General features: G+C 61.7%; 14 protein-coding genes. 9 read left to right on the top strand and 5 right to left on the bottom strand.

The genetic code is table 11. The features are described from left to right. The first annotated feature begins 280 nt into the window (after positions 1-280). From fdnG to NPS46_RS24605, 7 genes are all read left to right on the top strand, one after another. Positions 281-3,331: a formate dehydrogenase-N subunit alpha gene (gene fdnG, locus NPS46_RS24635; RefSeq protein WP_274111888.1), complete on the top strand. Its 3,051-nt coding sequence runs from the start codon at positions 281-283 to the stop codon at positions 3,329-3,331. 12 nt (positions 3,332-3,343) lie between these two features. Then, positions 3,344-4,237: a formate dehydrogenase subunit beta gene (gene fdxH / locus NPS46_RS24630; RefSeq protein ID WP_274111886.1), complete on the top strand. Its 894-nt coding sequence runs from the start codon at positions 3,344-3,346 to the stop codon at positions 4,235-4,237. Further along, positions 4,234-4,881, top strand: coding sequence for a formate dehydrogenase subunit gamma (locus NPS46_RS24625; RefSeq protein WP_274111884.1), 648 nt, complete (start codon positions 4,234-4,236; stop codon positions 4,879-4,881). Before fdxH ends, NPS46_RS24625 begins: the two co-directional genes overlap by 4 nt. Further along, positions 4,878-5,789 (top strand): formate dehydrogenase accessory protein FdhE, encoded by a 912-nt coding sequence (gene fdhE / locus NPS46_RS24620; protein ID WP_274111882.1) that lies wholly within the window; start codon positions 4,878-4,880, stop codon positions 5,787-5,789. The genes NPS46_RS24625 and fdhE overlap by 4 nt, the downstream gene beginning before the upstream one ends. A 182-nt stretch (positions 5,790-5,971) precedes the next feature. Continuing rightward, positions 5,972-6,778, top strand: coding sequence for an ABC transporter substrate-binding protein (locus NPS46_RS24615; RefSeq protein ID WP_274111880.1), 807 nt, complete (start codon positions 5,972-5,974; stop codon positions 6,776-6,778). A gap of 76 nt (positions 6,779-6,854) precedes the next feature. Further along, positions 6,855-7,583: an amino acid ABC transporter permease gene (locus tag NPS46_RS24610; RefSeq protein ID WP_274111878.1), complete on the top strand. Its 729-nt coding sequence runs from the start codon at positions 6,855-6,857 to the stop codon at positions 7,581-7,583. Between the two features lie 3 nt (positions 7,584-7,586). After that, positions 7,587-8,279: an amino acid ABC transporter permease gene (locus NPS46_RS24605; protein ID WP_274111876.1), complete on the top strand. Its 693-nt coding sequence runs from the start codon at positions 7,587-7,589 to the stop codon at positions 8,277-8,279. A 125-nt stretch (positions 8,280-8,404) separates the two neighbouring features. Here NPS46_RS24605 and NPS46_RS24600 read toward each other — a convergent pair whose 3' ends face one another. From NPS46_RS24600 to NPS46_RS24590, 3 genes are all read right to left on the bottom strand, one after another. Then, positions 8,405-10,669, bottom strand: coding sequence for a TonB-dependent receptor (locus tag NPS46_RS24600; protein WP_274111874.1), 2,265 nt, complete (start codon positions 10,667-10,669; stop codon positions 8,405-8,407). 138 nt (positions 10,670-10,807) lie between these two features. Then, positions 10,808-11,119 carry a response regulator gene (locus tag NPS46_RS24595; protein WP_274111872.1) on the bottom strand — a complete coding sequence of 104 codons (312 nt, stop codon included), beginning with the start codon at positions 11,117-11,119 and terminating at the stop codon, positions 10,808-10,810. 101 nt (positions 11,120-11,220) lie between these two features. Beyond that, the gene (locus NPS46_RS24590; protein WP_274111871.1) at positions 11,221-11,409 is read right to left on the bottom strand and encodes a hypothetical protein; all 189 of its coding nucleotides are present in this window, start codon (positions 11,407-11,409) and stop codon (positions 11,221-11,223) included. Between the two features lie 166 nt (positions 11,410-11,575). Between NPS46_RS24590 and NPS46_RS24585 the strand changes: the two genes are divergently transcribed. Both NPS46_RS24585 and NPS46_RS24580 read left to right on the top strand, forming a co-directional pair. Continuing rightward, the gene (locus NPS46_RS24585; protein WP_274111869.1) at positions 11,576-11,833 is read left to right on the top strand and encodes a DUF1272 domain-containing protein; all 258 of its coding nucleotides are present in this window, start codon (positions 11,576-11,578) and stop codon (positions 11,831-11,833) included. A gap of 102 nt (positions 11,834-11,935) precedes the next feature. Next, positions 11,936-12,376 (top strand): nuclear transport factor 2 family protein, encoded by a 441-nt coding sequence (locus tag NPS46_RS24580; protein ID WP_274111868.1) that lies wholly within the window; start codon positions 11,936-11,938, stop codon positions 12,374-12,376. Positions 12,377-12,538: 162 nt separating this feature from the next. Here NPS46_RS24580 and NPS46_RS24575 read toward each other — a convergent pair whose 3' ends face one another. Together NPS46_RS24575 and NPS46_RS24570 are read right to left on the bottom strand one after the other, a co-directional pair. Next, positions 12,539-13,057 carry a hypothetical protein gene (locus tag NPS46_RS24575; RefSeq protein WP_274111866.1) on the bottom strand — a complete coding sequence of 173 codons (519 nt, stop codon included), beginning with the start codon at positions 13,055-13,057 and terminating at the stop codon, positions 12,539-12,541. 34 nt (positions 13,058-13,091) lie between these two features. Then, the coding region (locus tag NPS46_RS24570) for a hypothetical protein (protein WP_274111864.1) at positions 13,092-13,316 on the bottom strand (225 nt) is incomplete at its 5' end.

The raw sequence follows: 13,316 nt of genomic DNA, 5'->3' as shown, positions 1-13,316 counted from the left end.
CAAATAAGCCTTCCAGCGATGCATTCAGTGTCGAAGAAGAGTCGTGCACGTAAAAACTCCGGTATTGCGGCCCGGTAATTACTTATTAGCCTAATGTCGTAGACGAACAAACTTGCAGTTTCGCCCCAGACCTCTTTAATTACCGCCAAGCTCTACAAAGAGTTCTACTTCAGGCGCGCAAGTGCCGTTTCAATTATTTAGCCCACTGCACTTTCGATGTTATTCATCGTGCCTGCGCATGCCTGGCGAGTCGTGACGCCACCCGAACAAGGAGATACCCATGGAACTTGGCAGACGACAGTTCTTCAAGCTCTGTACCCTCGGCGTCGCTACCGCCACCACCGCCACCCTGGGCTTTGCGCCTGCCGTGGCCCAGGCGACCCAGTCGCGCCAGTACAAGCTGCTGCGTGCCAAGGAAACACGCAACAACTGCACCTACTGTTCGGTCGGCTGCGGCGTGTTGATGTACAGCCTCGGTGACGGCGCGAAAAACGCCAAGGCGCGAATCTTCCACATCGAGGGCGACCCCGACCATCCGGTCAGCCGTGGTTCGTTGTGCCCAAAGGGCGCCGGGCTGGTGGACTACATCCACAGCGAACAGCGCCTGCTATTCCCCGAATACCGCGCTCCGGGCTCCGACACCTGGCAACGCATCACCTGGGACCACGCCATCGAGCGTATCGCCCGGCTGATGAAGGACGACCGCGACGCCAACTTCATCGAGAAGAACGCCAAGGGCACCACGGTCAACCGCTGGCTGAGTACGGGCATGCTCTGCTCCTCGGCGGCGAGCAGCGAGACCGGCTCCCTGGACCAGCGTTTCACCCGTGCCCTGGGCATCCTCGGCACCGACAGCCAGGCCCGGGTCTGCCATGCACCGACCGTGGCGGCACTGGCGCCGACCTTCGGCCGTGGCGCGATGACCAATAACTGGGTCGATATCAAGAACGCCAACGTGGTGCTGATCATGGGCGGCAACCCCGCCGAGGCGCACCCGGTCGGGTTCAAGTGGGTGATCGAAGCCAAGATCCGCAACGGCGCCAAGGTAATCGTGGTCGACCCGCGCTTCAACCGCAGTGCCGCTGTGGCGGATATCTACTCGCCGATCCGCGCCGGCTCCGACGTGACCTTCCTGATGGGCATGGTCAACTACCTGATCACCCACGACAAGGTCCAGCACGAGTACGTGCGCGCCTACACCAACGCCAGCCTGATCGTGCGCGAAGACTTCAGCTTCGACGATGGTCTGTTCAGCGGCTACGACGCCCAGAAACGCGCCTACGACCGCAGTTCCTGGACCTATGAACTGGATGCCGACGGCTACGCCAAGCGCGACATGACCCTCAGCCATCCACGGTGCGTGTGGAACCTGCTCAAGGCCCACGTCAGCCGCTATACCCCGGAGATGGTGAGCAACATCTGCGGCACGCCCCAGGACGATTTCCTGCAGATCTGCGCGATCCTCGGCGAGACCAGTGCCCCGGACAAGACCGCGACCTTCCTCTACGCCCTGGGCTGGACCCACCACACCAACGGCGCGCAGATGATCCGTGGCTCAGGCATGATCCAACTGCTGCTGGGCAATATCGGCATGGCCGGTGGCGGCGTCAACGCCCTACGCGGTCACTCCAATATCCAGGGTTATACCGACCTGGGCCTGCTGTCGCTGCGCCTGCCAGGCTATATGAACCTGCCTTCCGACGAGCAGACCAACCTCGCCACCTACCTCAAGCAGACCACCCCGGCGGCGCTGCTGCCCGACCAGGTCAACTACTACAAGAACACCCCGAAATTCTTTGTCAGCATGATGAAGAGCTTCTGGGGCGACAAAGCCACCAAGGACAACGACTGGGGCTTCGACTGGCTGCCCAAGTGGGACGACAGCTACGACGTGCTCAACTTCAGCAACCGCATGTACGAAGGCAAGGTCAACGGCTATATCGCCCAGGGCTTCAACCCAATTGCCGCCTTCCCCGACAAGAACAAGGCCGCCACCGCACTGGCCAAGCTCAAGTTCCTGGTGATCATCGATCCGCTGGCCACCGAGACCAGCAGCTTCTGGAAAAACCACGGCGAGGAGAACGATGTCGACACGGCCTCGATCCAGACCGAGGTGTTCCGCCTGCCCTCCTCGTGCTTTGCCGAGGAAGATGGCTCCATCGTCAACTCCGGGCGCTGGCTGCAATGGCACTGGGCCGGCGCCGCACCGCCGGGCGAGGCCTGGCACGATGGCAAGATCCTCGGCCATCTGTTCATGAAGCTGCGCGAGCTGTACGAGAAGGAAGGCGGCGCCAACCCGGCGCCGATCCTCAATATGGCCTGGGACTACCAGAACCCGCTCGACCCGCACCCTGAAGAAGTGGCCAAGGAATCCAACGGCCGCGCCCTCGCCGACCTGCACGACGAGCAGGGCAACCTGATCCTGCGCAAGGGCCAGTTGCTCAATGACTTCTCGCAGTTGCGCGATGACGGCAGCACCGTCTGCTTCAACTGGATCTTCGCCGGTTCCTGGACCGAACAGGGCAACCAGATGGCCCGGCGCGACAATGCCGACAGCGGCCTGGGCTGCACGCCAGGCTGGGCCTGGTCCTGGCCGCAGAACCGACGCATTCTCTACAACCGTGCCTCGGCCGACCCGCTGGGCCAGCCGTGGGATCCCAAGCGCAAGCTGATCGGCTGGGACGGCCAGCGCTGGAGCGGCATCGATGTACCGGACTTCGCCATCGGCGCGGCACCGGGCGGCAACGTCAACCCGTTTATCATGCTGCCCGAAGGCCTCGGCCGGCTGTTCTCGGTCGGCGCGATGAACGATGGCCCGTTCCCCGAGCACTACGAGCCGACGGAAAGCCCGCTGGCCAAGAACCCCCTGCACCCGAACGTCACCTACGGCCCGACCGTGCGCCTCTACGAGAACGATCGCAAACGCATGGGGAGCCGTGAAGACTTCCCCTACGTGGCGACCACCTACTCGATCACCGAGCTGTTCCGTCACTGGACCAAGCACTCGCGGCTCAACGCGATTATCCAGCCGGAGCAGTTTGTCGAGGTCGGTGAAAAGCTGGCCAATGAAAAGGGCATCGTCCAGGGCGATACCGTGCGCGTGAGCACCCAGCGCGGCTATATCAAGGCCAAGGCGGTGGTCACCAAGCGCATCCGCCGCCTGACGGTCGATGGCCAGGATGTCGACACCATCGGCATCCCCTGTCACTGGGGCTACGAAGGCGCAACGCGCAAAGGCTTCCTGGCCAACACCCTGACGCCCGGCGTCGGCGAATCGAATACCCAGACGCCCGAATACAAGGCGTTTCTCGTGAACATTGAAAAGGTCTAAAGGAGAGCACCCATGTCCATGCAATCCCAAGACATCATCAAACGCTCCGCCACCAGCGTACTGACACCCGCGCCCCAGGCCCGCGATCACCAGGTCGAAGTGGCCAAACTTATCGACGTCAGCATCTGCATCGGCTGCAAGGCCTGCCAGGTCGCCTGCAACGAATGGAATGACCTGCGCGACGAAGTCGGGCACAACGTCGGCGTCTACGACAACCCGGCCGACCTCACCGCCGAGACCTGGACGCTGATGCGCTTCGATGAAGTGGAGCAGGAAAACGGCAAGCTCGAGTGGCTGATCCGCAAGGACGGCTGCATGCACTGCGCCGACCCTGGCTGCCTCAAGGCCTGCCCGCAACCGGGGGCGATCATCCAGTACGCCAACGGCATCGTCGACTTCCAGTCCGAGCACTGCATCGGCTGCGGCTACTGCATCGCCGGCTGCCCCTTCGACGTGCCGCGCATCAACCAGAAGGACAACAAGGCGTACAAATGCACCCTGTGCTCGGACCGCGTCGCGGTCGGCCAGGAGCCGGCCTGCGTCAAGACCTGCCCGACCGGAGCGATCAATTTCGGCAGCAAGCAGGACATGCAGCACCTGGCCAGCGAACGCGTCGTCGAGCTGCAAGGCCGCGGTTTTGCCGGTGCCGGCCTGTATGATCCGCAAGGCGTGGGTGGGACCCATGTGATGTATGTGCTGCAGCATGCCGACAAGCCGCACCTGTACCACAAGCTACCGACCGACCCACGCATCAGCAGCGCGATCCAGGGCTGGAAAGGCTGGCTCAAGCCCGTGGCCGCTGCCGCATTCTTCGCCACCCTGGCCGGCACCCTGTTCCACTACATCGGCACCGGGCCGAACGAAGTGGAAGAAGACGCAGAAACCGAAGAGGACACCCTGGCATGAACAAGGACAAGATGATCCTGCGCACCCGCTTTATCGAGCGGGCCGGCCACTGGCTGATGGTGCTGTGCTTCTTCGCCGTGGCGCTGTCCGGCCTGTCGTGGTTTTTCCCCTCGTTCAACGGCCTCAACGCCGTGTTCGGCACGCCGCAGTTGGCGCGCATCCTGCACCCCTTCTTCGGGGTCGTGGTGTTCCTGCTGCTGGTGTTCCTGTTTATCCGCTTCGTCAAATACAACCTGCCGGAGCGCGAGGACCTGGTGTGGTTCAAGAATATGCGCCAGGTTCTCAGCGGAGCACACGACAAGCCGCTGCAGATCGGCAAGTACAACGCCGGCCAGAAGCTGCTGTTCTGGGGAATCATGGGCCTGATCTCGCTGCTGCTGATCAGCGGCGTACTGATCTGGCGGCCGTATTTCGCGCCGCTGTTCAGTATCCCGACGATCCGCCTGGGTCTGGTGGTGCATGCCGTGGCCGGGATTGCGCTGATCCTGCTGGTGATCGGTCACGCGTACCTGGCGTTCTGGATCAAGGGCTCGATCCGCGGCATGGTCACGGGCTACGTCACCCGCTCCTGGGCCAAGAATCACCATGACCGCTGGTACCGTCAGTTGCTCAGCAAATCCTCCAAGCCGGGAAACAAGCCATGAACAGCATCCACCTGACCCCGGCTGCCGAGCGCTCGCCGGGGCTGGCCGAAATCCCGCCGTTGTTGCTGCCCCAACTGGATCGCCACTACCTCAAGCGCGCCACGCGCCTGCGCCAGTTAGCCGAAGGGCACGACCTGGCGGACTACCTGAGGTTTGTTGCCAACGTGGTCGATATCCAGCAGCAATTGCTGGAAGCGCTCCCGTTGCCGGCATCGCAGATCGCCGACCTGGCCACACGCCTGGGCGGCGGCCATCCGCCCCTGGCCACCGCCAGCCTGTCCCGCTCGCCGTACTGGCAAGCGCTGCTCAAGGCCCTGATCGAGCGCCTCCACCCCCAGGCATCCGCCCCTGTGCAAGCGACGCTGCAAGCGCTGCGCGAGCTGGATGGAGCGGACCTGGAAACGCGCGCCAGCGCCCTGCTGGCGGGTGACTTCGCCGGAGTCGACAGTGGCCAGGCGCTGTTTATCTGGTCTGCCCTGTCGCTGTACTTCACCCAGCTCGCGGCCCATTTGCCCGCGTCGGCCAGTGCACTGCCCGGCGAGCGCCGCCAGTTCTGCCCGGTCTGCACCAGCGTACCGGTGGCCAGCGTGATCATGACCGGCGCCCAGGCCGGGCTGCGCTACCTGCACTGCGGCCTGTGCGAGAGCCGCTGGCATATGGTCCGGCTCAAATGCAGCAACTGCGAGGAAACCGGCAAGCTCGACTACTGGTCGCTGGACGAACACAACGTCGCCTGCAAGGCCGAGAGCTGCGGCGATTGCCAGAGCTATCTGAAAGTGTTCTACCTCGAGCACGATCGCGAACTGGAAGTGGTTGCCGACGACCTGGCGACCCTGGCCCTCGACGCCGAAGTCGAGCGCGAGGATTTTGCCCGCAGTAGCCTCAGCCCATTCCTGTTCCCAGGTTGATAGCAGCGGGCGGGCATCCGCTCCCGCCCGCCCCGACCGCTCTAGCACGGCCATTTAGCGCTAACCCACGGCTTATCAGCTTATGCAATTAAGGAATCAATAAATTCTTTTATATTCCTTTGAATCTTATTGGCTGACTGCAAAACTCGACACCACATCATCCATCAAGTGTTGAGAACCCCATGAAAAAATTGACTGCCCTCACCGCATTGACCCTCGCCGTTCTCTCGGGCCTGGCCCACGCCGACCGTCTGGACGACATCAAGAAATCCGGCGTGCTGCGCGTCGCCTCGTTCGACAGCAACCCGCCCTTCGGCTTTGTCGATGCCAAGAGCAAGCAGATCGAAGGCCTGGATGTCGACTACGCCAAGGCCATCGCCGACAAGCTGGGCGTCAAGCTGCAACTGCAACCGACCAACCCGGCCAACCGTGTCCCGCTGCTGGTCGCCAACAAGGTCGACCTGGTCCTGGCCAACTTCACTATCACCCCGGAGCGTGCCGAGCAGGTCAACTTCAGCATCCCGTACTTCAGCTCCGGCCAACAGTTCATCGTCAAGAAAGGCACCCTCAAGTCGCCTGAAGACCTGAACAAATGGCGGGTCGGCGTGGACAAGGGCACCGTCAACGAAGGCGTGCTGCGCGAGAAATTCCCCGGCGCCAAGGTCGTTGCCTATGACGACACCCCCTTTGCCTTTACGGCCCTGCGCAACGGTAACGTCCAGGCCATCACCCAGGATGGACCGAAGCTGATCGGCCTCCTGGCCAATGTGCCCGACAAGGACAAGTACGAAGTCCCGCCCTTCACGATCTCCAATGACCTGATCGGTGTCGGCGTGCCCAAGGGTGAGACGGCCCTGACCGAGTTCGTCAACGAGACCCTGGTCGAGCTGGAAAGCAAAGGCCAGGCACAGACCATCTATGACGCCTGGTTCGGCCCGACCACCAAGACCCCGCTGACCCGCCTGTACAAGATCGGCGACAAGAGCTGAGTCACCCTGCTTACCCCTGGCTGCCCGCTGCGGACCACCGCGCGGGCGTTTTGCGTTCTGATGGACACCCTGATCAATGTTCGGTGAATTGCTGGGCCCGCAGTACCTGAGTTGGTTGTTCGATGGTTTTCTCCTGACCCTGGGCCTGTCCCTGGTGGTCTGCCTGGTCGCCAGCGGCCTGGGTTTCGCCCTGTGCCTCGCCCGCCTGGCGCGCACCCGCTGGCTGGCCTGGCCGGCGCGAACCTACCTGGCGATATTTCGCAATACCCCCCTGCTGGTGCAGCTGTTTTTCTGGTATTTCGGCGTCAGCGCGCTGCTGCCCGAAAGCTGGGTCAGTTGGCTGAACATGCCCCATGAGGTGAGTGTGTTCGGGGCGGAGATAGCCTGGCCATCCTTTGAATTTATCGCCGGTTTCTGGGGGCTGACGCTGTACACCGCAGCCTTTATCGCCGAGGAGTTTCGCGCCGGCATCGCCTCGGTACGCGCCGAGCAATATGCCGCCGGCATGGCCCTGGGCCTGCGTCCGGCCCAGATATGGTGCCATGTGATCCTGCCCCAGGCCCTGCGTACCGCCTTTGGGCCGCTGGTGGGGCAATACATGAATGCCTTGAAGAACTCGTCGCTGACCATGGCCATCGGCCTCGCCGAGCTGTCCTACGCCTCGCGCCAGGTGGAGACCGAAACCTTCAAGACCTTCCAGGCCTTCGGCTTCGCGACCCTGCTATACATCCTCGCCATTGCGCTGATCGAGGCCGGTGGCCAGTGGGTCCAGCACAGCAAGCGCTATCGTCAGGGAGCGATCTGAGCCATGGACTTTTCGGTAATTACGGACAACCTCGACTATTTTCTGCTCGGTGCCTATCCCGACGGGCCCCTGGGCGGCGCCGCGCTGACGCTGCTGCTGAGCTTGCTGTCGGGCCTGATCGCAGCGCTGCTCGGGCTCGGCCTAGGCATTGCCCTGAGCGTGCTCAAGGGCTGGCCGCGCGGCGTGCTGTTGACGGTGCTGGGGTTCTTTCGGGCGATCCCGGTACTGATGCTGATTTTCTGGAGCTATTTCCTGCTGCCCATCGTCTTTCATATCGACGTACCCGCGCTGGCCACGGTGGTCTGTGCCCTGTCACTGATTGGCGGTGCCTACCTCGCACACTCGGTACACGCCGGGATCCAGAGCCTGCCCGAAGGCCAATGGGCCGCCGCCCGGGCCCTGGGCATGCAGCCGGGCCAGGTGCTGCGCCTGATTATCCTGCCCCAGGCCCTGCCGATCATGCTGCCGTCGTTTCTCAACCAGTGGATCAGCCTGATCAAGGACACCTCGCTGGGGTATGTGATTGGCGTGGGCGAGCTGTCGTTTGTCGCCACCCAGATCAGCAACCGGGTGATGGTCCACCCTACGGAAATATTCCTGTTCGTGGCGCTGGTGTACTTTGTGTTCTGCTCGATCCTGGACCTGCTGGCGGGGCTCTTACAGCGGCGACGCAGCGGCGTTCGTCCCACCACCTGAGGGCAGCAGTTGCACTCTCTGATGGGCCCGAAGGTCGGATCGGGTTCTCTAAGCCGTTCTGGGTGTCAGAGCGGATACATTTCGACAGACCGAACGGCGTCAGGGCATGAAAAAGTGCGCGTGGCTCAGTAGGACGAGCGCAGGGTGATGCCGATGCTGCGCGGCTCACCGGTCATCACGGCATAATCGCCGCTGCCCAGTTGCGCATAGGCCGCCATGAGGTAGCGCGTATCGAACACATTACGTGCCCACAGTTCCGTCTCCCAGAGGCGATCCGCGCGCCGCAGCCCAAACCGCAGATGGGTCAGGCCATAGGCCGGCTGATAGCTGCCCGCCCCGCCTTCAAGGGCACCGTAGTAGCCGCTGCGAAAGCTGTAGTCCACGCCACTGAACAGCTCCAGGCCGTAGAGCAGTGGATAGCGCTGGGCAACCCCGGCGGTGACACTCCAGCGTGGCGCATTGAACAGGCGTTCGCCACTGCGGTTACACGATGCCTGGCTGCTGCCGGGAGGACAGGGAGCATGGGCAAAGTCCAGGTAACGAGCGTCACTCAAGGCGACGCCCAGGCGCAGGTCGGTCAGCTCGTCGGCATGCAGCAGGCCATCGACTTCAATCCCGCGCAGGCGGACCCTGTCGATATTAATCATCCGGTCACGCAACGGCGGCGCGTACTCATTGACCGGCGGGCTGGTGGTAAGGGCCTGATAACCGTCGACATCGGTCTGGTAGAGCGTCAGGTCGAGCTGTGCCCGCTCGTCCCATAAGCGGCTCTTGAGTCCGGCTTCCAGGGACGTTGCGCGCTCGGCCCCGAACGTCTGCGGCACGCCAGCCGCGACCACATCCAGGTTGATACCACCGGCCTTGTAGCCCCGCGACCAGCTCGTGTAGCCCAGTAATTGCTCGGTAAAGCGGTAGCTGGCGGCCAGTTGCCCGGACAGATTGCGCTCCTCGATGCTGTTGCGCCGGTAAGAGTTGGGCCCCAGGGTGGCACTGTGCAGCAAGCCACCGGCAAGCTGGGATATCGGGTCAGAGCGAAGCGTCAGTTCCGAGACCTTACGGTCGATCACGGCCTGCTTGCGCTCCAGGGTGTAACGCAGGCCAGGGGTGATTTCCAGACGTGGCGTCAACTGCCAGGTGAACTGGCCAAAGATCGCGCGACTGTCATTGCGCTGCTCGCCATCGAGCGATTGGCGGGCATCTTCAAGCAGGTAGGCGGGAATCATGTCGGCAGTGACGGGAAAGGGAAGCTGGAGCTTATGGATCTGATCGCCCACGAAAAACGCCGCCGCATCGGCGCCAAAGCGTGCATCGATCTGGCGATTGAGCTGCTGGCGCAGGTAATACAGGCCAACCACATAGTCCACCGTTTCCCCGGCGGGCCCGGCCAGACGCAGCTCCTGGCTGAACTGATGGTGATCGAGACGTGCCGTGACCGTGGCGATATCCACTGCCGAGCCTTCGCCATCGAGCTGAGTGTCATAGCTCCAATCGCGGTAGGCCGTGAGGCTGGTGAGCGTCGCACCGTTGTCGAGCAGTTGGTTAAGCTCCAGACTCGCACCGTTGTGGCGGATTTTGGTGCTATTGCGCTGGTCCTGATAAATGCGCCCCGACCAAGGATTGATCGGTGGCAAGACATACCCCACATAGGCCGCACGCTGCACACTCGAGGGGCTGTAATGGCTGGCGTTCAGCGCATCACTTTCATCCTGCCAGGCATATTCGCCGGTCAGCCTGGCGCTGAACGTCTCGTTCGGCGTCCACAGCAACTGGCCGCGCCAACCCTGGCGGTCCAGGCCGCGCAGTTGCTGGCCATTGACCGGGTTGTCGAGCAGGCCGTCGCGCTCGACCTGATAACCCGTCAGCCGACCCGCCAGCACCTCGTCGACCAACGCGCCGGACACCGTGCCCCGGTAGCGGCGCAGCCCGTCTTCGCCAACGCTGACCTCGCCACGGCCCTCGGGGGCGAAAGTCGGCGCGCGGCTGATGATGTTCACCGCCCCGGCGGTGGTGTTCTTGCCATAGCGCGTGCCCTGGGGCCCGCGCAGCACTTCAATCCGCTCGATATCAAGCATCTCGCCCAAGGACATGCCTTGGCGCCCGAGGTACACACCGTCGAGGTAGGTCCCGACACTGGCGTCAATGCCATCGTTGTACGAGCTCGCACCCATGCCGCGAATGCCGTAGCTGACGTATCGCGGGTTGGGCGCCGAGACCAGCAGGCTCGGCACACGCTGCTCAAGGTCCGCGATGGTATTGACGCCGGCCTCTTCCAGCTCGCGACCATCGAGCACGTTGATCGCGATCGGCTCGTCGCTGACCCGCGCCTCGCGGTGAGGCGCGCTGACCGTCACCTCATCGAGCACCAACGGCTCCTCGTCCGCCAGCGCCATTGCGGGGCCGAATGGCAGCAGGCTGATGAGCGAACACGCACGAAGGGCCCTACGCGAATGGCTGGTCTGACGCAAAACCGACCTCATGTTCAATATCAAAGGATATACGCGGTGCCAAGGGTCGCCCCTCTCGCCGTCCTAGCCCATTTGAGCGTTGACGGGCGTGCCAGACGCCCCGGTGGCGGCCTGGGGGATCCTAAGCAGCCCGGCGATCACTGCCAAGAGCTCACCACTGCTGGCCGGCTTGAGCAGGCAGGCGTCAAAAGCCAAGGCTTCAGGCCAATTGCCATCACGCAACGGCGGTGCCGCAGAATACAGCAATACCGGTAGCTGGGGCCATCGCACGCGTACGCTCGCGAGTAATTGCCAGCCATCCATGCGGGGCATCATCTGGTCGCTGATCAACCAATCGAACGGTTTGCCAGGCACCAGCGACCGTGCTGACGGCATGGTGCCGAGCAGCTATGGCTGCCCGGACCACAGGGGCATGAAGCGTGCACTTGAAAGCACAAGCCGGACCAGCCCCGCAAAGACGGGTCGTCCATGCTGCACTAGAGGGTTTGCGCCTCGCTACCAACTGTCGCTGTGCTTGCCGACGCCTTGTGCAGGGACGAACCGGATGATAAATCAACCGCTGAGGCTTGCAGTACCCGGGCGCCAAACCCGGTAGCGGCGATACTGCCCAGCAGCAAGACAAACAGCAGCGTCAGTTGCAGCGCCAATCTGGATGTAAACGACATGAGGGTCACTCCGGGATAACCTGAATGGGCCGTATCTCAACATCCCGTCATGTCAGCCATGTTGCATTTGCGGGAAATTACCGTCATAGCTCACCAATGGCTTTACCTGATGGAGAAGCCGGGACTACTCTCGATTGTCCCTCTCCAATCCAGAAGCCCAATGCCCATGCTCGAACTACGCCCCAACTGCGAATGCTGTGACTGCGACCTGCCGCCCGAATCCGCCCAGGCACGTATCTGCTCCTTTGAATGCACCTTCTGCGCGAACTGCGCCGATGAGCGCCTGGCCGGCCATTGCCCCAACTGCGGTGGAGAACTGCTGCCCCGCCCTCGCCGCCCAGCGCAGAAACTGGCTAAGAACCCGGCGTCGACACAACGCATTCACAATCCCCAAGGATGCGCTCAAACAGCCAGCCTCGATTGAAGTGACGCTCTAGATTATCCGCAGGCTCGTCCACAAGGACGATGCATTGATTCAACCTGCCTGGGAGGGTATGTCCAGCCCCTCTTTTGGATAAGGATGATCATGAGCAACAGCGCCGTGGAAATCACCAATCTGCTCTATCGCTATGCCGACAAAATGGACAGCGGTGACCTCAAAGGCGCCGCCGCGCTTTTTCGTCATGCACAAATCAGAGTCCATGGCAGTAAGGAGCTACTGGATGCGCAGGGGATTCTGCAAATCTGGCAGCGGCATATCAAAATCTATTCCTGCGCGACCCCGCGCACCCAGCATCTGATCACCAATCCGATTATCGAAATTGATGAAGGCTTGGGCAAGGCCACTGTGCGCTCTTACTACACGGTCCTGCAAGCCACTACGGGCTTGGCTCTCCAGCCAATTGCCACAGGCAGGTACCACGATGAGTTTGAACGTATCGAGCAACAATGGTGCTTTAGCTATCGCGATTACTCGCGGCTGGAGTTCACGGGTGACCTGAGCTTTCATCTGCAGGGTTTCGAGTGAAACCTGGAGACTCGCAAAGGGGCTTTGTGGGCATCGCACCTGGTTGATTGGCCAGGCTGTACCGCTGGCCTTTTAGATGTAGAGGGTGAGTCAGCGTACGCGGCAGCTCAGCAGGATGATTTAGGCGGCCATTGCGCGACTAACTCAAGGCCGCGAACATTATTAATTTCTTTCTACGATACGGTGTGGGCGTGCCTCTCCAAGCGACAGGTGAATCACTGCGGCCTTACTGGGGGTGTTCACAGAGTCGCCCGGAGTATTCACCATCACCGGGATATCGATCAGGATTTGTTTTCCCTTCGGATCAGGCACAAGCGTCGCATTCAGCTGTTCAATGGCACGCCAACCGTCCCCACCGATTTGAATCACATCGAGCAAGCTGTAATACACCTCGTTTTTTTCCTTAACGGATGAGGAAAATGCCGCAAGGTACTGGCGGTAATTGTTACCCATCCCGAAGGCCTCAATGTTGAAAAGCGCCAGGGTCACCTGGCTATCGCTGCCGACCTTCAGGGTCTGCACCTCAGCCAATTCGGCGCGCCCGCTGGCGTAGCTGTCCTTGAGCAGTGCAATCAGGTGACCGACCTGCTCTTCCAATGGCTTCGGAATAGGTTCAGGCGTGGCTGCATAAGTAAGCGTGCAGGAGAGGAACAGGCTTAATGGCAGCAGGAAAAATTTCATGAAGCAAAATCCGAGATCGGGAGAAAGAGCCGTTTCAGCGACGTCCCAGGCTGCGCAGCTCGTCCAGGCGATTGCCATGGACCACCATGAAACCTGCTTGGGAAGGTACAAAATCCAGGGCGAACCTTACCATCGCGAGCGACCGAGCATGTCGCGCCCTGCTCATTGACCTGCTCATTGATTTGCGCTCTTTTTCGCGCGCATAAACAAAACCCCAATTGCTTTCGCAATTGGGGTTTCGGAATTTAATCTTGACGAT

This window comes from Pseudomonas putida (assembly GCF_028682395.1).
GTDB classification, from domain to species: domain Bacteria; phylum Pseudomonadota; class Gammaproteobacteria; order Pseudomonadales; family Pseudomonadaceae; genus Aquipseudomonas; species Aquipseudomonas putida_AB.
Note: the sequence above shows the minus strand (reverse complement) of the source record. Positions and strands in the feature narration are given on the sequence as shown.

Excerpts from the sequence above, each read along its gene's own strand:
- NPS46_RS24600 (WP_274111874.1), bottom strand. The coding sequence starts at position 10,669 with ATGGCGCTGGCGGACGAGGAGCCGTTGGTGCTCGATGAGGTGACGGTC.
- NPS46_RS24595 (WP_274111872.1), bottom strand. The coding sequence starts at position 11,119 with ATGCCGTCAGCACGGTCGCTGGTGCCTGGCAAACCGTTCGATTGGTTG.
- fdxH (WP_274111886.1), top strand. The coding sequence starts at position 3,344 with ATGTCCATGCAATCCCAAGACATCATCAAACGCTCCGCCACCAGCGTA.
- NPS46_RS24605 (WP_274111876.1), top strand. The coding sequence starts at position 7,587 with ATGGACTTTTCGGTAATTACGGACAACCTCGACTATTTTCTGCTCGGT.
- NPS46_RS24585 (WP_274111869.1), top strand. The coding sequence starts at position 11,576 with ATGCTCGAACTACGCCCCAACTGCGAATGCTGTGACTGCGACCTGCCG.
- fdnG (WP_274111888.1), top strand. The coding sequence starts at position 281 with ATGGAACTTGGCAGACGACAGTTCTTCAAGCTCTGTACCCTCGGCGTC.
- NPS46_RS24580 (WP_274111868.1), top strand. The coding sequence starts at position 11,936 with ATGAGCAACAGCGCCGTGGAAATCACCAATCTGCTCTATCGCTATGCC.
- NPS46_RS24610 (WP_274111878.1), top strand. The coding sequence starts at position 6,855 with ATGTTCGGTGAATTGCTGGGCCCGCAGTACCTGAGTTGGTTGTTCGAT.
- NPS46_RS24575 (WP_274111866.1), bottom strand. The coding sequence starts at position 13,057 with ATGAAATTTTTCCTGCTGCCATTAAGCCTGTTCCTCTCCTGCACGCTT.
- NPS46_RS24615 (WP_274111880.1), top strand. The coding sequence starts at position 5,972 with ATGAAAAAATTGACTGCCCTCACCGCATTGACCCTCGCCGTTCTCTCG.
- fdhE (WP_274111882.1), top strand. The coding sequence starts at position 4,878 with ATGAACAGCATCCACCTGACCCCGGCTGCCGAGCGCTCGCCGGGGCTG.
- NPS46_RS24590 (WP_274111871.1), bottom strand. The coding sequence starts at position 11,409 with ATGTCGTTTACATCCAGATTGGCGCTGCAACTGACGCTGCTGTTTGTC.
- NPS46_RS24625 (WP_274111884.1), top strand. The coding sequence starts at position 4,234 with ATGAACAAGGACAAGATGATCCTGCGCACCCGCTTTATCGAGCGGGCC.